This window comes from Flavobacterium sp. ASV13 (assembly GCF_000745775.1).
Classification (GTDB): Bacteria; Bacteroidota; Bacteroidia; order Flavobacteriales; family Flavobacteriaceae; genus Flavobacterium.
This window is the reverse complement of sequence record NZ_JQJY01000003.1, coordinates 348545-368203: the sequence shown is the minus strand read 5'-3', so window position 1 is coordinate 368203 and position 19659 is coordinate 348545. Positions and strand designations below refer to the sequence as shown.

General features: G+C 33.9%; 17 protein-coding genes. 11 read left to right on the top strand and 6 right to left on the bottom strand.

The window, feature by feature from the left end; translation table 11 throughout:
* Positions 1-21: 21 nt before the first annotated feature.
* Positions 22-1431, bottom strand: coding sequence for an NADP-dependent phosphogluconate dehydrogenase (gene gndA, locus GQ47_RS08940; RefSeq protein WP_035648117.1), 1410 nt, complete (start codon positions 1429-1431; stop codon positions 22-24).
* Positions 1432-2227: 796 nt separating this feature from the next.
* On the opposite strand from gndA, the gene GQ47_RS08935 reads away from it, so the two are divergent.
* A complete protein-coding gene (locus GQ47_RS08935; RefSeq protein ID WP_035647412.1) occupies positions 2228-5416 on the top strand; it encodes a SusC/RagA family TonB-linked outer membrane protein in 3189 nt (1062 codons plus the stop codon).
* Between the two features lie 12 nt (positions 5417-5428).
* Positions 5429-6853, top strand: a complete 1425-nt coding sequence (locus GQ47_RS08930; RefSeq protein WP_035647410.1) for a SusD/RagB family nutrient-binding outer membrane lipoprotein — start codon at positions 5429-5431, stop codon at positions 6851-6853.
* Positions 6854-7131: 278 nt separating this feature from the next.
* Here the strand turns inward: GQ47_RS08930 and GQ47_RS08925 are convergent, their stop codons facing one another.
* The gene (locus GQ47_RS08925) at positions 7132-7548 is read right to left on the bottom strand and encodes a hypothetical protein (RefSeq protein ID WP_152561014.1); all 417 of its coding nucleotides are present in this window, start codon (positions 7546-7548) and stop codon (positions 7132-7134) included.
* Between the two features lie 174 nt (positions 7549-7722).
* Entirely contained in the window at positions 7723-8286 is a 564-nt protein-coding gene (locus tag GQ47_RS08920; protein ID WP_035647404.1) for a hypothetical protein, read from the bottom strand.
* A gap of 1402 nt (positions 8287-9688) precedes the next feature.
* Here GQ47_RS08920 and GQ47_RS08910 point away from each other — a divergent pair.
* The gene (locus GQ47_RS08910) at positions 9689-11791 is read left to right on the top strand and encodes a beta-galactosidase (protein WP_035647401.1); all 2103 of its coding nucleotides are present in this window, start codon (positions 9689-9691) and stop codon (positions 11789-11791) included.
* A gap of 191 nt (positions 11792-11982) precedes the next feature.
* Here GQ47_RS08910 and GQ47_RS08905 read toward each other — a convergent pair whose 3' ends face one another.
* Positions 11983-13623, bottom strand: a complete 1641-nt coding sequence (locus GQ47_RS08905; protein WP_035647399.1) for a hypothetical protein — start codon at positions 13621-13623, stop codon at positions 11983-11985.
* A gap of 336 nt (positions 13624-13959) precedes the next feature.
* On the opposite strand from GQ47_RS08905, the gene GQ47_RS08900 reads away from it, so the two are divergent.
* From GQ47_RS08900 to GQ47_RS08890, 3 genes are all read left to right on the top strand, one after another.
* Entirely contained in the window at positions 13960-14865 is a 906-nt protein-coding gene (locus GQ47_RS08900) for an aldo/keto reductase (protein WP_035647397.1), read from the top strand.
* A gap of 111 nt (positions 14866-14976) precedes the next feature.
* Entirely contained in the window at positions 14977-15474 is a 498-nt protein-coding gene (gene mug, locus GQ47_RS08895) for a G/U mismatch-specific DNA glycosylase (protein ID WP_035647395.1), read from the top strand.
* A gap of 671 nt (positions 15475-16145) precedes the next feature.
* Entirely contained in the window at positions 16146-16937 is a 792-nt protein-coding gene (locus tag GQ47_RS08890) for a hypothetical protein (RefSeq protein ID WP_152561013.1), read from the top strand.
* 254 nt (positions 16938-17191) lie between these two features.
* Here GQ47_RS08890 and GQ47_RS08885 read toward each other — a convergent pair whose 3' ends face one another.
* Both GQ47_RS08885 and GQ47_RS08880 read right to left on the bottom strand, forming a co-directional pair.
* Positions 17192-17575, bottom strand: coding sequence for a hypothetical protein (locus GQ47_RS08885; protein WP_035647390.1), 384 nt, complete (start codon positions 17573-17575; stop codon positions 17192-17194).
* Between the two features lie 37 nt (positions 17576-17612).
* A complete protein-coding gene (locus GQ47_RS08880) occupies positions 17613-18032 on the bottom strand; it encodes a helix-turn-helix transcriptional regulator (RefSeq protein WP_035647387.1) in 420 nt (139 codons plus the stop codon).
* Positions 18033-18140: 108 nt separating this feature from the next.
* On the opposite strand from GQ47_RS08880, the gene GQ47_RS08875 reads away from it, so the two are divergent.
* The 5 genes from GQ47_RS08875 to GQ47_RS08860 all read left to right on the top strand — a co-directional run bounded on the left by GQ47_RS08875 (position 18141) and on the right by GQ47_RS08860 (position 19658).
* Positions 18141-18428 carry a hypothetical protein gene (locus GQ47_RS08875; RefSeq protein ID WP_035647386.1) on the top strand — a complete coding sequence of 96 codons (288 nt, stop codon included), beginning with the start codon at positions 18141-18143 and terminating at the stop codon, positions 18426-18428.
* A 21-nt stretch (positions 18429-18449) separates the two neighbouring features.
* Complete coding sequence (locus tag GQ47_RS08870) at positions 18450-18695, top strand: hypothetical protein (RefSeq protein WP_035647383.1); 246 nt, start codon at positions 18450-18452, stop codon at positions 18693-18695.
* A 117-nt stretch (positions 18696-18812) separates the two neighbouring features.
* Positions 18813-18974 (top strand): hypothetical protein, encoded by a 162-nt coding sequence (locus tag GQ47_RS23625; RefSeq protein WP_193745219.1) that lies wholly within the window; start codon positions 18813-18815, stop codon positions 18972-18974.
* The gene (locus tag GQ47_RS08865) at positions 18962-19153 is read left to right on the top strand and encodes a hypothetical protein (RefSeq protein WP_035647382.1); all 192 of its coding nucleotides are present in this window, start codon (positions 18962-18964) and stop codon (positions 19151-19153) included. The genes GQ47_RS23625 and GQ47_RS08865 overlap by 13 nt, the downstream gene beginning before the upstream one ends.
* A gap of 19 nt (positions 19154-19172) precedes the next feature.
* A complete protein-coding gene (locus GQ47_RS08860; RefSeq protein ID WP_051951448.1) occupies positions 19173-19658 on the top strand; it encodes a hypothetical protein in 486 nt (161 codons plus the stop codon).
* Position 19659: the final 1 nt, after the last annotated feature.

The window sequence follows — 19659 nt, the reverse complement described above, 5'->3', positions numbered from 1 at the left end:
AGTTGTGTTGCTTTAATTTGCTTATTCAGCCCATTGTGTGTGGAAAACTCCTTCTTTGTCTATACGTTCGTAAGTGTGTGCTCCAAAATAATCACGTTGTGCCTGAATTAAATTTGTTGGAAGATTTGCCGAACGGTAAGCATCAAAATAAGATAACGAGTTCATTAATCCTGAAACTGGTAATCCTTTTTGAACTGCAAACTGAATTACAGCTCTCATTCCTGCTTGGTTTTCTGTTAATTTAGAAGCAATTCCGCCATCTAAAAGTAAGTTTGGCAAATCTGCTTTTGTAACATATGCTTTTCTGAAATCTTCTAAAATTGTCGCACGAATAATACATCCACCACGCCAGATTTTAGCAACAGTTTCTAGATTCAATCCGTAGTTGTATTCTTTAGAAGCGGTGTGAAGTTGTGCTAAACCTTGAGCATAAGTCACAACAATAGAAAAATACATAGCCGATTTTAAAGCTGCGATTGCTTCGCTTTGAGGAACATTCGTTTCGCCAGCGTTCCAAACTAATTTTTTAGCCGCTTCAATTCTTTCCGGTTTGGTTTTAGACATATCGCGCATGTTAACTGCTGCATCGATTGTTGGAACAGGAACTTGTAAATCCATTGCATTTTGCGAAGTCCATTTTCCTGTACCTTTAGATCTTGCCCAATCAGAGATTTTATTGATTAATTGCGTTCCGTCTTCATCTTTTTGTTTTAGGATGTTTCCGGTAATTTCAATTAAATAAGATCTTAAATCATCGGTTTGATTCCATTCTGCAAAAGTTTTCTGAATGGTTTCATCATCCAAATTATAACCTCTTTTCATAAGGTCATAAACTTCAGAAATCAACTGCATGATTCCGTATTCAATTCCGTTGTGAACCATTTTTACATAGTTTCCAGCAGAACCATTTCCTAAATATTCTACACAAGGTTCTCCGTCCACTTTTGCTGCAATTGCTTCAAAAATAGGGCGAAGTCTTTCATAAGCTTTCTGATCACCGCCCGGCATCATAGCAGGACCGAAACGAGCACCTTTTTCACCACCAGAAATTCCCATTCCGAAGAAATGAATTCCTTTTTCAGATAATTCTAAAAATCTTCTGTCCGTATCAGTGAAATAAGTATTTCCTCCATCAATAATAATGTCACCTTTATCTAAATGAGGAAGTAAGCTTGCAATTGCGCTGTCAACTGGTTTTCCCGCAGGAACCAATAACATAATCGCTCTAGGTTGCTGAATAAGCTCTACAAAATGCTTGACATCTGTAGTGGCTTCAATAGTATGGTTTTCATCGGCTTCTTGCTGAAGAGAATTGACTTTTTCTGTGTCTAAATCTAAACCTGCAGCCGCAAAATTATGACTGGCAATATTTAAAAGTAAGTTTCGGCCCATTACACCTAATCCTACAATTCCAAAATCAAATTTGTTCATAGTTTTCAATTAACTAAATTATTAGAAGAATGTTTACTGCAAAAAAGTAAGAGAAAAAACGGTATTGTTTTTTTATTCAGTGTTTTGCAGAAAAACAAAGTTTATTTTAAATCGCATATTTCAAATATACAGACCGCTAAGTTAGAGAAAAATGATGAAAAAGAAGGGGTAAAATAGTTCACTTTTGGTCTTTATTGTGATACTTTTTTGTGTTCGAAACACATTTATTTTTAACGAAAACGATACAGTGAATACGGCCTTTGTAGGTTGTTCTCAGAAATTTCTCATATCGTACCAAAATTCATTTTCATTTTAACTATTTAATTTTTAATGATTTAAAATTACTAAATTTTTTTAGTTAACATTTTTTTTGCAAAAAAATCGCATAAAGTTTTTGAGTTAATATTTTTAATTTACCTTTGTTCTATCAAATTAGTAGAATTTAAAATAAAGATTAAAAATTGTCAAATGATTTCTGAGCGAGTAAGAACTTTTTGATAGTTAATGTTTTAGGAGATGTCTCTGCTAAAATTCTTCAATCCTTGATTTATTAAATTTTATAACAACGACCCTCAATTGCAGGGGGAATAATATTGTATAGACCAAATAAAATAATAATAACCCAAAATAAAAAAAAGAAAAATGAAAAAACGAATGTGTTGCAGATAAAAAAGAAAAAACCATTTCTGTTGCAGCAGAAATGGTGAAGCTTAAAGAAATTGTCATCTCTAGAAGGAAAGCGAAAATGGACTAAATCTGTTTTCGGCTCACCTTTTTATTAAACTAAAACAAAGTAATGAAAAAAAAATTAAATAGATATATACTGACGTGTATTTTCTTGATTTCCATAGGGGTTAACGCGCAAGAAACGAAACCGTTAATCCAGTCAAAACTTGAAGGAACAGTTGTAGATGCTGTTACAAAAGAGCCTGTAATTGGGGCTTCAATCAACATTAAAGGGACTACACACGGAGTTGTAACCGATTTTGATGGTAAATTTTATTTCCAAACCGGACAAAAATTCCCTTATACTTTAATTGTAAGTTATTTAGGTTATAAAAAAGCAGAAGTTGTAGTTAATAAAAATGCGGTAGTGATTGATCTTACTCAAGAACAAAATGCATTATCAGAAGTTGTAGTTACGGCTCTTGGAATTACAAAAGAAAAGAAATCATTAGGATATACGACTCAGGCACTTAAAGGTAAAGACCTTGCTAGTACAAAAGAAACGAATTTCTTAAACAGCCTTACTGGTAAATTAGCGGGTGTTCGTATTACCAATTCGCAAGGAGATATGGGATCTTCGCGAATTATTATTCGTGGTGAAACTTCTATTGCAGGAAATAATCAGCCGTTATTTGTTGTTGATGGAGTTCCTGTAGATAATTCACAATTGAATTCTGGTGGAGCAACTCGTGATTTCAGAAATGCAATTTCCGATTTGAATCCTCAGGATATTGAGACATTAACAGTATTGAAAGGACCAAATGCAGCAGCGCTTTATGGTTCACGTGCGGCGCATGGTGTAGTTTTGATCACTACAAAATCTGGAAAAGGTCAAAACGGACTTGGTATTACTTTTAATTCTGGTATCACGGTGTCTCAGGTTACTACTTTGCCAGATTTTCAAAATTCATACGGACAAGGATCAAATGGAAAATTTAGTTATGTAGATGGAAAAGGAGGAGGAGTTAACGATGGTGTTGATGAAAGCTGGGGGCCACGTTTAGACGGACGTTTGATTCCTCAATTTTATTCAAATGGTCAAGCAGTTCCGTTTGTAGCGCATCCAAATAATGTGAAAGACTTTTTCAATACTGGACTTACTTATGATAATAGTATTTCGGTGGCAAAATCAGATGAAAAATCAGATTTCCGCGTAGGAGTAAATAATCAGAAGCAATTAGGGACTGTGCCTAACAGTGAAATAAACAAAACAAATTTCACAATTAATACGAATTACCAAATATCTAAAAGTATTAAAGTTGGTGTAACAGGTAATTATATTGTAACAGATGCTCCACAACTTCCAGGTGGTCCATCAGGCGGACGTGCTGCAGGTGTAATGTTGCAGTTTCTTTGGTTTGGACGCCAAGTCGATATCAATGAGCTTGATAAAGATTGGACTAGAAACTGGAACAACAGCTATTATAGCAATCCATATTGGAATGCTTATTATAATACCACTAGCCAACAACGTAATCGCTTAATTGGTGATATTCATTTGGAAGCGAAAATTTTCGACGGACTTGATTTTAAATTCCGCACAGGAGTTGATTATTATAATGACCGAAGAAAATACACCATTAAATATGGTACAAACGGAACGCCATTCGGATCTTATGCTGAAGATGCTTATACTGTAAACGAACAAAATACTGAAGGGCTTTTTCATTATAACAAAAACCTTAGTGAAGATTTTACTTTAGATGCTCTTGCAGGTTTTAATATTCGTAACCACAGCGATGCAAATAATTACCAAAAAGCGCCACGTTTGGCTGTGCCAGACTTATATACATTGACAAATTCACGTGACCCGTTGACTTCTTCAAACACATTATCACGATTGAGAGTTTATAGTGCGTATGCTTCGGCTCAATTAGGTTTTAGAAATTATGCGTTTTTGAATCTTACAGCTCGTAATGACTGGTCATCTACATTGCCAAGCAGTAATCGTTCGTATTTCTATCCTTCGATTAATGGGAGTTTAGTTTTAACTGATGCGCTGAATATTAAAAGCAATACGCTTGATTTCTTAAAACTGCGCGGTGGTTGGTCTGAAGTTGGTAACGATGCAGATCCATATCAATTATCGACAGTTTATAATTTCCAAACAGCATTTGATGGAAATCCAATTCAGACCTCTTCACAAAAGAAACTGAATCAAGACTTGAAACCAGAAACAACTCGTTCTACAGAAGTTGGTATCGAATCTTCTTTCTGGAAAAACAGATTGCATTTTGATGTTGCTTATTATAATACAAACAGTTTCGATCAAATTTTGGAAATTAAAACAACAGCTTCAAGTGGTTATAATTCGCAATTAATCAATGCAGGGAAAATTAATAACCAAGGTATAGAAGTTCAGTTGGACGGAAATCCTATTCAGCTTGAAAATTTCAAATGGAATGTTGGTGTAAATTACTCTAAGAATACAAGCAAAGTTGAGATTCTTGATTATGATAAAAAGATTCAAAACTACACTATTGGTACTTCGGGAGGTGTTGATGTGTTAGCTTCAGTAGGACAAGCTTACGGAGCACTTTACGGAACAGCTTATGAGCGTGATGCAAATGGAAATATTGTAGTAGGTGCGAATGGATTACCAAAAGCAGATCCGACAAAGAAAGTTTTAGGACATTATACACCAGATTACTTAGCGGGTGTTACAAACACATTTACTTATAAAAATCTTGAGCTTTCGGTTCTTGTTGATGCAAGTGTAGGAGGTGAGCTTTTTTCAGGAACAAACAGAACCGGTAATTATACAGGAGTTTTAGCGCAGACGCTTCCGGGCCGAGGTGCTGAGAATGGTGGATTAAGCTATTATTATCCAGGAAACAACACTTCTAACCCAAAAACATTGGTAACTGGAGGAGCTGCTCCAGGTGGTGTAGCGGTTTATGATGACGGAATGATTTTCGGTGGTGTATTTGCTGACGGAACTCCAAACAATAAAGTGATTAGTGCACAGGAATACTACAAAGCATCATACAATATCAGCGAAGCTTACATTTACAGTTCAACTTATGTGAAACTAAGAGAAGTTAGGCTTACTTATAATGTAGATAAAAAACTAGCTAAGAAACTAGGACTTCAGGGCGCAAGTATTACTGCTGCTGGTCGTAACCTATTATTTATTTACAAAGATGTGCCAAATATAGATCCTGAAACTGCTTTCAATACTGGAAATGCACAAGGTTTGGAGAGTTTAGCTTTACCAACTACGAGAAATTTCAGTCTGAATGTTAATCTTAAATTTTAAAAACTCGGAATCATGCTTAAAAAACTATTATATACAACCTTGATTGCATTGACACTGAGTTCTTGCAACGATACTTTGGATGATATTAATGCAAATCCAAATGCAACTGAAACACCTTTAGCACCTTATTTGTTGACAGGAACACTGAAACAAGGAGCGGACTTATATTGGGGTGACGGAAATAACTTTAACTCGTCTTTGTTGTTTGTTCAACATTGGGCTAAAATCCAGTATACAGAACCAGATCGATATGATGTTTCAAATACTTCGTTTACTTCTTTATGGAATACAGGTTATGCAACATTGATTACAGATTTGAACACTATTATTAAATTCCCAGATGCGCAGGCAAATTCAAATTATAAAGGAATTGCATTAACGCTTCGTTCTTGGACATTTTTATTATTGACTGACGCTTATGGAAGTATTCCGTATAAAGAAGCCGGTTTAAAAGTAACTCCAGCCTACAATACTCAAAAAGAAGTTTACACCGGATTGCTTGATGATTTAAAACAAGCACAATCTTTATTGAATACAGCAAATGGCGCTGTGACTGGAGATTTGGTTTATAAAGGCGAAATTTCAAAATGGAAAAAATTGGTGAATTCGCTTCGTTTAAGAATCGCGTTGAGAATTTCTGACAGAGAACCAGCTTTGGCAAAACAAGCTGCAATTGATGCCACAAGCGATGCAGGCGGATTAATAAGCAGTAATGCAGATACTTTCAAATTTACTTACATCAGTTCACCACAACAAAATCCGGCTTCGGCTTGGTTTGAAACTCGTGATGATTTCCGTATTTCGAAAACATTGGTTGACAAGTTGTATGAATTATCAGATCCACGTTTGCCAGTTTATGCACAATTACCGTCAGATGCAAGTGTTGGAAAATACGTTGGTGGAGCTAACGGATTATCAAACAGTGATGCCAATAGCCAGGGTTTTGCCAAAACATCAAAACCGGGAACCTACTTTTTGACTTCGACATCGCCGGCAGTAATTGCTTCTTATTCAGAAACATTGTTCAATCTTGCTGAAGCTGTAGCTCGTGGCTATATTTCTGGAGATGCTGAACAGTATTATAAAAATGCAATTACAGCATCATTTAATCAATTTGGAATTACAGATGCAACAGCTATTTCGAATTATCTGAATCAGGCAACAGTAAAATATGATGCTACAAATTATGCCAAATCGATTGGTACACAAAAATGGATTGCTTTTTACGGACAAGGTCTTGACGCTTTTACAGAATGGAGAAGATTAGATTATCCGGTTTTAAAAGCAGGTCCAGCAACAGTTTTAGATGGAAAAATACCTTCACGTTTCTTTTATCCGGGAACAGAACAATCATTAAACGGAGACAGTTACAAAGCTGCAGTTGCAGGTCAAGGAAAAGATTTACTGACAACGAAACTTTGGTTTGATGTAAAATAAATTTTATACGCCGATATTTAAATATTTTGGAAAATAAAAGCCTGATGAAAATGTTGAATTTTTATCAGGCTTTTTTTGATTTGTGTTTTACGAGTAAGATGCTCGCGCCAGTAGGGGGGGATTTGGGACTAAATTAAGCTCATTATTCGAATTTGCCACCCGAGCGATAGCGAATAGGCGAAGCAAATTATCCCAAATACAAAACAAACTTTCCTCCCGTTACTTCGGGAAAGCCAATTGCCCAAATCCGTTGTAGTAACTGTTACCAGTAGTTGTTTTTAATTATAGCTATCGAAGTTAAACTTTGCAGGCATCTTGTATGAGCCTGTAAACTCTCTGTTATTTTTGTCGATTCCTTTATCAAAATGGATATAATTTTTACTCGCATAAACATAACCTAAAACTACATTTTTTGTTCTTTTTAATTTGATTTCTAAAAAGATGTGTCCAGGTTTTTCTAAAAGACCACCCGAATATTTTGCTAATTTTAAATTCTTCTTCAAATGTTCAAGTTCTACTGAAGTCATTTGGTGTTTTCCATTAATATTCGTAATTATAACTGACTCAATTTTTTCTATTGGGAAAACTTCACCAAGCATCTTTGCTTCAGAATCTTGTTTAAAAATGCATTTAGGTGAAATGAATGAGGAGAGAGAGAAAGCAATGATTAAAATAAAATATGTTGTTTTCTTCATAATTCGTTTTTTATAATTACTGGTAACGTTCCCGCGCTACACGCAGTTTGGGATTAAATTAAGCCCATTCTTCGGATTTGCCAATCCCGATAGCTATCGGGACCCAAATACAAAACCATTTTCCATTAAACTAATTGCCCAAATCCGTTGTAGTAGCTGTTGTGCCTAGCTTTTTTATGTCGTTTGATATAGGTGTACAACTAGGTTATGTTCTCGGCTGTAAAAAACATAAATTTTCTTGTCGCAAGAATCTTTACAAAATGGATATGTCTCAATTTCTGTGATAAATAACATTGGATTTCCACTTGGGTCATTTGGTGTCGCATCTCCTTGCCACCATTCTGGTTCTCCACCGATTTTAATTTCAGCAATATTAAATTGATTTCCAGTATTCAAAAATTCATTTTTCGATTCTTCAAACTTTTCTTTTGTTTCTATTTGATATTCTTTCCAATCGTCTGTTACATCAAAATAGCCTAAATCAGTGTCAAAATCATATTTTCCATTTCTAATTGTAAAAGAAATCATTGTATCAGTGCAGTATTCAGTGAAATATTTTACTGTTTCTCTATTGTATGGATCTTCATTAAATTGAATGACAAAAAAGTAGCCTTCCCAGTTTTCATTAACCATTGTTTTTGGGATTGCGACAACAGGTAAAAATATTTCATAATGTCTTTCTGTAATGCTATTGAAGACATCTTCTAATTTTGGAAATAGGATTAATTCATTTTTCATTTCAGAATTTTATTTGGTATGTTTGGTTTCACAAAGTTGCTTACAACGTTCTCGCGCTACAAGCAGTTTGGGATTAAATCAGCGTTATCTTTCGGATTTGCCAAATCTTCCAAATACAAACCAATTTTTCCATTAAGCCAAATCCCCAAATTGCTTGTAGTGTGTGTTGGGAGAGGTTTGTTTTTTATTTATGATTAATTTAATCAGTTTTACTTTTTAAGTTTCTGCTATTCAAACCTCAATTTCTAAGTTTTAATTAATTTGTTTTACTTTCTTTCGGTTATTTATTTCAACATTTAATTGATAAGAAAACTGAAAAATAATATATAGATACAATTATTGGAATTATACTTAAAATAAACGTCAGGATTTTACTTTCCATTTCGCTTTTGTAAATTATGATCAGGATTAAGTTTGCAATTGCGCAACAAAATACTATGATTAGTGCTAAAAGACATAATATTGGAAGCCATCCAATATTAATATTTATTTTCTCAATCGCAAATAAAATAAGTATTGACAAAGCGAATGCTAATATAATTTTGATTGAATTATTTTTAAGTTTTTGCATTAAATTTAAGATATTCGATTGTTAAAACGTCATTTTCGGTCAAATCTCTCCCAACTAGTATATATGTATGACAAAATCATACAAAGCCAACCTATTTTGGGTAGATATGTATAAAAATATCAATTTAATTTAACCCAAATATATCGATAATTCTTTAAAACTGTTTAAGGTAACTTTTATTTACTGAGTGCTTTTCGTGTTAATTTTAAATTATTCTCCTAACGAAAATTAAACGTAAACTATAAATAAAGTAATTTATCGGAACTTAAATTACTCATTTCAAAAATTGTATTTTAAATGCATAGTCATATTTTGCTTTTCTTTCCATAAAAAATGCCCCAAATAGTGTCTAACTTTTTGGGGCATGTTCAAATTGACTACAAGGCTTTTTTGTGGAGTAGCGAGGGGTCGAATCCGGCCGGGTCCAAACAAGCAACTAAAGAGCTTTCTGCACGCTTATTTCCTGATTGAATTTTAGTAGCATATATAGCCGATAAAGATCTGTTTACAGTGAAACTTTGGTTTGATGTAAAATAATTTTTATACGCCGATAGCTTAATATATTGGAAAGTAAAAAGCCTGAAAAATTAAATTTTCAGGCTTTTTTGATTTTTTTTAATCGAATTTATTTAAGTTTTGTTTTTGATGATGCATAAGATTGCAACGCAACTGAACTTATAATAAAAAGTATTCCGTAATCCCGCAAGTAAATTGGTCAGCCTAGATTCTCGACTACATTTTTAATAAAGTAAATTTGCTCTTAATTAAAAATAAGTGTATGTTTAACACTTTAGTTTTGTGTTGTAAATAAAAATAATAAATCCAAAAAAAATGAAGCAGATTATAAAAAGAAAAATATTCAAAAAGTCCGTGCTAACTTTTTTGATTGCAATGGTTTGTATTGGGGCAAATGCTCAAAAATTTGAAAAGTATTTTCCAAAAAAAGATCTGACTACCGTAGGAGTTTATTATTATCCCGAACATTGGGATGAAAGCCAATGGGATAGAGATTTGAAAAAAATTGCAGAAATGGGTTTTGAGTTTACTCATTTTGGAGAATTTGCTTGGGCACAATTAGAACCACAAGAAGGAGTTTATGATTTTAAATGGCTTGATAAAGCAGTAGCAATTGCAGCAAAATACAAACTAAAAATTGTCATGTGCACTTCTACAGCAACGCCTCCCGTATGGCTGGTGCGCAAGCATCCTGATGTACTTGTTACGTATGAGGACGGTACCAAAACAGATCACGGTTCTAGACAGCATGCTTCATTTTCGAGCAATTACTATAGAAGTTATTCTTTAAAAATGGTCGAACAATTAGCAAAAAAATATGGGAATAATAAAAATATCATAGGTTGGCAGATCGACAATGAACCAGCACGTTTTCTGGATTATGGAGCAGATGCACAACAACGTTACCGCAATTGGCTAAAGGAAAAATATCAGAATATCGACATTCTTAATAAAGCTTGGGGCAATAGTTTTTGGAGTGGTATTTATTCTGATTTCAGTGAAATAAATATTCCTTTGCATAAAGAATGGGGAATGAATTTGCATTCGCAATTGGATCATTACAGATTTGCCGATAAAGAAACTGCTACTTTTCTGGATTCTCAAGCGGCAGTCATTCGCAAATATGTAAGCAAGGATCAATGGATTACTTCTAACTATAGACCTGCTTATGATGAGAGTTTTATTGGTATGAGCAAAGAATTTGATTTTGATTGCTACACTCGTTATATGGTTTATGGTGGAAGTTTTGGGATAGGAAAAAATGGATATCGTTTGGGAGATTATGCTGCTATCGGAATGGCTAATGATTTTTTCAGACCGCTTAAAGGAATGTATGGTTGTATGGAATTACAGCCGGGACAAGTGAACTGGGGAAGCATTAATCCGCAACCTTTGCCGGGCAGTGTTCGAATGTGGCTGTGGCATGTTTTTGCAGGAGGCAGTAAATTCGAATGTACGTATCGTTTCCGTGCTCCTTTGTATGGTTATGAGCAGTATCACTATGGTATCGTTGGTACAGATGGCGTGACGCCAACACCGGGCGGACTGGAATTCAGCCAATTTATAAAAGAAATAGAAACACTTCGAAAAAACTATAACGCAAAGGCAGAATTACCAGACTACTATCTAAAACGCAAAACCGGAATTTTGTTCAATCCGGATAATGTGATGGGGATTGACTTAAATAAGCAAACCAAAGAATGGAATACGATTAATCACTTTTTAAAATATTATAAAGCTTCAAAGTCAATTGGTGCGCCGGTTGATTTCGTCAGAGACACAACAGATTTTTCAAGATATCCTTTCTTGATCGTGCCGGCTTATCAAATGATCGATCAAAAATTGATTGATAAATTAACCTTGTACGCAAAAAATGGTGGAAATTTAATCATGAGTTGCCGATCTGGAATCCAAAACCGTCAAGGACATCTTTGGGAGGCAAAATTTTATGAGCCGATTTGGAGTTTGATAGGATCTCAAATAGAATCGTATGATTTATTAATGCCTCATTCTCCTGGTGCTATTAAATTTGAAAATCAAGAATTTGCCTGGACAAGTTGGGGAGATTTACTAAAACCGAATAAAGGAACAGAAATCTGGGCAACTTATCAAGGTGATTTTTATGCAGGTACAGCATCTGTCGTTTCGCATAAATTAGGAAAAGGAACCGTGACATACGTTGGTACAGATTCGAAAAATGGCGACTTAGAAAAACAAGTAATCAGAAAATTATACAAACAGCAAAACGCACCTATAGAAGATTATCCAGAAGGAGTAATGGTCGATTATCGCGACGGTTTCGGAATAGCAGTTAACTATTCTGATAAGCCTTATAACTTCAATTTGCCAAAAGATGCAAAAATTATCTTTGGAACTCAGTCTATAAAAACGGCCGATGTTTTGGTGTGGAAATATTGATGAGAAAATTTTTAAAAATAAGTAAAAAGCCTGATGAAAATTTTGATTTTTTGTCAGGCTTTTTTTGTTTTATGATATTTCAGGACGAGACAGTTTATTAGGCTTTTTGGTAGTGTCTTAGATTTTAATGCAATGCTTAAATATAAAAAAACATGTTTAATAAATTTATTTCCTATTAAACAGATTATTGTTTAAAGTCTGATATTTAATTCATTGCTCAAAGAGTTAATGCTTGTCCCAAGATTTGTTACAGATTTGTCAAAACCAAATTGTGCTCCTTTATTGAAGACATCGATTATACTATTCAGATTTTTTTCATTTGCGTTTTCGTCAGAAATACTTCTATCATCTCTTAATGCGATAAATCCAGCTCCGATTGCAGTATGCAATATAAAATCTAAGTTTACCCAAGGTTGATAATATTTGTCTTCTTTTTTTCTAATTTCTTCCAGATTATCAGGTTTCCAAATGTTTAATTTATAAGCCAGATTTGGATTTATGGGTTCAAGAGCTTCAATTAAAAAATCTCTGGCAAATGCCGGACTATATTTTTCAGATAGAATTTCTTCTGCCAAAGCCCCAATACTGTTTAAATCTGCAATTGAAATATTTTCTCTTTTTTCAAGTGGGTAATTCAAACTTGCTTCTATAAGTTGTGAATCTTTTAAAAGGTAGTACCATATATATCTTCTCAAACATATAAATGCTTTGTTTTTGGTAATCCAAAGCGCAATATTCATATAATATTGTCTGATAACCTTAAAATCAGCTGTGGTTAAACCAGATTGTAAACCCGGTCTGTCATCTCCGTTGAAATAAGATTCGGACCCATTTAGATTAACATTTACAAAATGATGCCATGTTGAATCGACTACGATACGACCCACTTTTGCCAAACGGCCATCCCATACAGCAATAGAAGAAAAAGAATGTGGAATAGTTAGCGATTTTCCGCCACCTCCGGTAGTGCTGCCTCCTAAAACATGAGATGTTGCAATATTTTGAGTAGCTACAGTGATGCCATTAACAGTAAATGATGTTTCAGGTTTGCATTCACCTTCATGCGGGTGATCTGGCATAATATCAATCAATCCAGATGGTCTGATACTTTTTTTAATGGATAACAAAGGATGCGGCAGGCCTGTACCAAATATTCTTACGGAAATATTTTGAGGAATGTTGTCTGATTGGTTATCAAAATACAAAGAAGTTGCATCACCTGCTTTTGGTCGATTTGTATCGTTTCTTCGTGGTTGGGTCATGCCCACTTCATTTGCGCCGAAATCAGCCCAATGTCTCATGTCTTTTACTCTTGGTATATTACTGCACATAGCTGAACCTAAAGTCCCATGATCACCTGTAGCAAATAATCCACCACCATTATTCATATAAGTTTCAACTGCGGCTAATTCATTGGTTGGTAAACCTGATCCAGAATTGATACCAAACAACCACACCTGGTCAAAATTAGCAAGCGTTACACTTGAAACAAAATTAAAACTTGGAATAGTTGCTGTAACCAATGGATTAGGATTTGAAAAAGCGGTAGGACTTCTGTGACCAAGTGTTATTTGGTAATTGTACCAGGTAGTTCTTTGCAGTTCATTAAAAGTGGTTAAAAATTCAGATAATCCAAATGCTCCCGTTCCAAAATCCAAGCCACCATCTGTTACAACTAAAACTTTTAGATTGCAGCGTTTCCAAAGCCATCGTCCAGGGAAAAAAGGTTTCAGGATTTCAGGGCGAATTATATCTATTTTACTGAGTAATCTCAAGCGCTCATCGCGGTCAAGAAGATGCATGTTTTTGAATTGTTCTTCTAAAGTTTCCATTTTATTATGAATAAAATTATGTCTACTCTTTCTTGGATTTTCGACTTACTCCGAATTAAATTCTGGCCATGAATTCTGAAACTAAATTATAAGTTTAGAAACGTTGCAACAAGGGCAGATTTCCCCTAATTACTGGGGGTTTTTACGTGATTTACTGAGTAAAGACTAAACCTAAAAATGTAGACGATTTTTATAGCAATATGTGATGTATATCACATACGTATCCGAGTTTTTAGCCGGAACTTTATGCTTTAATTCGAAGGCTTAATAACCTTCAGAGAATTGCAATATTTTGTTGATGAAAAGAAAAAAATATTAACTTAAAAATATTAAAAAATGAGAATATCACATAAAAACTTAAGCATCCCTTCACTCGGATTTGGTACCCTAATTCCTGATCCATTATTAACAATAAGTGCCACTAAAGATGCATTAAAAGCGGGTTTTCGTCATTTTGATGCCGCAGAACGATACCGCAACGAAAAAGAGGTAGGAGAGGCCTTAAAAGAAGGAATGGCGATTGAAGGAATTGCCCGTGAAGAGATTTTTGTTACTACGAAGTTATGGAACACCAATCACAGACCGGAACGTGTTAAACTAGCATTTGAGGCAAGTTTAAAGAGACTTGGACTGGAATATCTGGATCTTTATCTTATTCATACTCCATTTGCTTTTCAACCTGGAGAGGAACAAGATCCTAGAGATCAAAATGGTAATGTAATTTATGATCACGAAGTAACTTTGCTGGATACATGGAGAGCGATGGAAAGTCTTGTTGATAGCGGGAAGGTCAGATCAATTGGTTTATCTGATATTAGTTTAAAAGAGCTAATTCCTCTCTACGAATCTGCTAGAATAAAACCAACCGTAGTTCAGGTAGAATCACATCCTTATTTGCCAGAAAATGAGCTTCTTGATTTTTGTAAAGAGAAAGGAATTGTTTTTTTGGCTTTTGCTCCACTAGGACACGGAATAAAACCCGGACCAATTGAAGATGAAGTTGTTTTAAAGATTGCGGAAAGAATTGGAAAAACACCTGCACAAGTATTACTGTCTTGGGCAGTACAACGTGGTACAACCTTGTTGACTACTCCTAAAAGTTTGTCACGAGCTTATGAAAATTTTAATATTGGTGTTTTGTCACAAGAAGACTTTGGCCAAATTAATAATATAGAGACCAGACAGCGATTTAATAGCGTAGTCAAAACTGGAGTTCCGGGTTTTATTGCAAAAGGGAATTAATTGCAAAAGACGTTGCGATGATTTATCTTTAAGTAACTTTGTTAGGATCAAAATTATGTATAAAGCAATGGATATTTTTAAACTTATAATTAACCGATTTGAATTTCATAAATGTTAACTGATATTATTAAAGAAAATCTAAATGTGCTTTTTTGCGGCATTAATCCGGGCTTAAAATCGGCATCAGATGGACATCACTTTTCCGGAAGAAGCAATCGATTTTGGAAAGTATTACATCAGGCTGGTTTTACTCCATATCAAATAGAAGCTATAAACGATATTGACATCTTAAATTTTGAATTTGGTTTGACAACAGCCGTAGCAAGGGCAACTTCTCGTGCAGATCAGCTATCAAAAGAGGAATTTGATGATGCAATTGAGATTTTTAGTGACAAGATCAAGCAATTTAAACCTAAGTATGTTGCTTTTCTTGGTAAAGCCGCCTACAAAGCTTTTTCAGGTAAAAAACAAATTACATGGGGATTACAGCCCGAAGATTTTTGCGGGGCCAAAGTTTGGATACTCCCTAATCCTAGTGGGTTAAATCGTGGATTTACACTTAGCGATCTCGTGGTTTCTTATTCAGAATTACGTGAAATAATTATTTAAGCTACATAAAAAAACAAAAAGCCTGTAAACATTGAGTTTACAGGCTTTTTTTATGATTTAGAATTAAACATTTATAAGGGGTATTTATGATTTTACTTGTTAATTTTTTTAACTGCATTTTAGAAAACATAATTATATGCATTTATGCTTTTGTCAATTTTATTAAATCCTTATCAAACTTAATGTTTTAATTAAGAATTTATTATGTCGTTTTAAAAGTGGATTGCTAAAGAAAATTTAGTTGAGAATTCAGATTTTTTTTCTGTTTTGGCAAATTGTGATAATGGTTTATTAATAATGTTTAAAGAATAAAAGCTCAATGGAATTCATTTTTTTTTTTTGAAAGTTTTGTAAACTTTGATTTTAAAGATGGTGTGAAAGTATTGATTTTGATTTGAGGATTAAAAATTGTATTTCCATGTATGTGTTTAGGCTTATTTTAATATTTTTTTGCTCTTTTTAGAAAGTGGTTAGAATATGACATGGCTAATTTCGCGCTATTCAAAAATGCTGGATTTACGCTGTTAATTTTATCAAAATTGAGTACAGATTTTTGAATTTAATAATAAAAATTTAAAAGAATGAAAAAAATATTGTGCGTTTTATTGTTATCAGGGGGAGTAAGTTTAGTTGCTCAAGTAAAGAAAAAAATTACCAGTGTATATGGCGAATTGTTGGACTATCCACCGTCATCAACAGTGTCAAATACTTTATCAGGTGTTAATCTTACAACTACTGTAAATGGTGTTACTGGTGCTGCTGTAGATATTAGTGTTATTGAACCTTGGAGAGTTATGGGGGGTAGTGTGCCTGCTACATCAAATTTACAAGATATTTATCAAACTGGAAAAGTGGGTATTGGCGCAGGAAATTCAGCATGGTCCGAAAAACTTCAGGTTACTGGAAATAGTGTATTTGTCGGTTCAGTGAAAATTCAGGATGGTACACAAGGAGCTAATAAAGTTCTTACAAGTGATGCTAGTGGCCTAGCATCATGGAAAAGTACTGCTGTAGATATTATTGATGGTTCTGCTAACCCAGGAAAATACGTAGAATTTACTACAGGAGATAATTTTCTTGGTCCAAATATTACATTGCCTCCCGGAAAATGGGTTGTTAATCTTGGACTTCTTATTAGTCCGAAGACGGGAGCTGGTGTTGTACCAAATAGTAGTTATTCGCCAAGGATGACACTATCTTCGAGTAGTACTGCTCTTCAACAAAATGGGTTTAGTTTTAATGGTAGTAGACTTGTGATATCTATGGTTTCAACAGGCCCTGTTGTTCCGAAATACGTAACTTTTGCCTCAGGTGCTTTTAGGGTAAATAATACTTCAGGTGGTAATGTTACATTGTATGTCTGGAATACTGGTTCTATCAATGATAATAATTCATGGGGGAAAGAAACGCCTGCTATTAATGATCAGGGGGAGAATTATTTATATGCAACACGAGCAAACTAGTTAATTTTTTAGACTCTTAAAAAGTTTTTCATTGGGGAAAGAGTTCTTAAAAAGCTTTCGGAATTAATAAAGGTTATTGAAAATAAAAAAAGGGAAGATATATTTAAATATCTTCCCTTTTTCTGTGGAGTCGCCGGGAATCGAAAACTAAAACGTGTGTATTTGAAATAGTAAGGCATTGAATTTATTGACTTTACAAACAAATTAAAATGTGTTTTTATTAGTTTTTGTTCACTTTTTTGTTCACTGTGTATTTATTGTTTTTCTGAAGAAAATAATTCTTTTATTTCTCCTGTTTCTAGGGCTGATTCGTAGTCAATATACACAGGTAATCCATAGCCTTTAAATAAGGCATACATTTTATATCCTCTAGTATTTGATCCGACTGATTTTAAGTTTGAAATGGCTACTTTTTTGTTGCTTAGAAAAGCGGCAACTGGTTGGTTTCCTTGTGTTAAAAATGTAAATTCTTTTCCGAGTGGATAGCCAATTGTTATGCTGTCACCTACTTTTAAAATCGACCCGTTTTTGCTTTGGTATTCTTTAAAGTTTCCGGTTGATTTTGTTTTGTTGTAAATAGCTGTTTGTGCGTTGCAAAACGATGCTGTTAAAATCAATGTGAAAAGTAAATTTTTCATATCTAAAGTTTTTAAATTCTTCAAATATAGGAATTTTCTACATATCTGTTTTGTGGTTTTCCTCAGCTTGTTTTATGATGTCTATTTGTTCTTTTAACAGGCTAATGATTTTTTCTTGGTGACTAAAATCTTGCTTTTTTTCTTTTAAGAGCTTTATTGTTTCTAATCTTGTTTTAATTTCTTCTTCTTTTTCGGAAATTTTTTTGCTGTATCCGCCTAATGTTTTTGTATAACATTCGACATTTTCTTTGACTACGTTTGTCTCTTTGTTTAGTAAAATATTGTACAGTATGTCTCTTTTCGATTCAGGAATTACTTCACCTTTTTCATAGTTGACAATTGTTTGTCGGGAAACTCCTATTTTTTTTGCTAATTCGTTTTGCGATAATCCTTTTTGTATGCGTAATTCCTTAATGTTTAGATCGTTCATAGGGCTGTTATTTGTAATAAAAAACATAAAACAATGTTAAAATTTGTAAAATATTGTACAAATAATTGTTTGAATGTAAAATATTGTACATATATTTGTCTTGTCAAACAATTTAAGTATTGTATAACAATTCACATGCCAAACTTGACAAGACAAGACAAATATATGGAAAATATTATACAAATAGTTCCGGTGAATGAGGAAATGGCTTTGTTAGCAAATGCCGTTCGTATTCTTAATAATTACAAGGCGCTCGGATTTGTGAAACGAGAGGGATTTGTAGAGTTGATTATGGATGCTGACCATTCATATCATACTCGTGAGGGAATGAAAAAATTAGATAATTTTTGGGCTGGTAGAGTTAAGGATGCTGATTTGAACAAAGATTTAGAAAAAATCTACGACGGTTTAAAAACTTCTTGATAAACCTTTTATAAGATAAATATGAAAACGGTTCTTATACCTGAAAACGATTTAAATGTCTTGCGGGAGACGTTAGAAGTAGCTTTGAAAATTCTTCAAAGTTATGGTGTGACTGGGAATTTAATTATTCCCAGTGTTGCACCAAAAGAAACTAAAAGGGATCGAGAACTTAAATATACAAAGATGATTGATTCAAAAATCAGAGGAACGAAACCTAACTACTTAAAAATTAAAAATGGAAAATCAACTGGAATTAACAGAAGCTGAACAAAAAGCAATCAATAAAATTAAGGTGAATGATCCGGTGACATGTAATAGTGCCACACGAGTTTGTTACCCTGAAGATGTGTTTGATGTGATTCAACAATGTAAAAGCTGTGGAAGATGTGTGTAAATAACTTTTTGGATTTAATGATTATAGCCGGAGTTAACGGTTGTGTCTTGTTGCTTGTTGGTTTATTTATCGCTTATGCTGATTACAAAGAGGATAAGGATTATTACGAAAATTTTGAATATGTAAATCGTGGTAAAAAATGGAACACTTAATAAATATCGGGTATCTGATTCTAGGTGCTTTAGGGCTGGTTGTCTTTTTGGTGATAATGTGGTTTGCTGTCGGAATGACTAAAGCGATGATCGGTATTTTTTTTAAACGAAAGGAACCTAATCGAAATTTTATTAGCCATGAGAAATTGATAGATTCTTTAAAGAATAAAGCTGATTAATAACAACTAAATATAAAACATGGAAACATTACAAATCAACAAAAAAGATGCGATTAAAGCGCATGATGAAGCCGGACCAAAGTCTAAGCAGCTTCTTGAAAATTTGCTTGGTAAAGCAGTTTTCTTAAAATCAATCAAAGAACGAATCAAAAGTTTTGATGATGTTCTCTCGGAATTGGAAATTCTAAGATCAGATTTCGATTTATCAAATCACGGTTTGGAATCTGACGAAGTTGCTTATAGAAAAGCAAAACTAGTTGCAAAAGCTTTAAATGAAGGCTGGAATCCTGACTGGAGTAATAGTAATGAATATAAATATTTTCCTTGGTTTAAGATGGGTTCTCCTTCGGGTGTCGGGTTTTCGTTCAGCGACTTCGTTTACTGGTTTACGTTTTCGGGTGTCGGCTCGCGCCTTGCTTTTAAATCAGCTGATTTGGCTTATTATGCAGGTGAATTGTTTGAGCAGGAAATCTACAGACCATTAATGATAATTGAAGCGGCTTAAT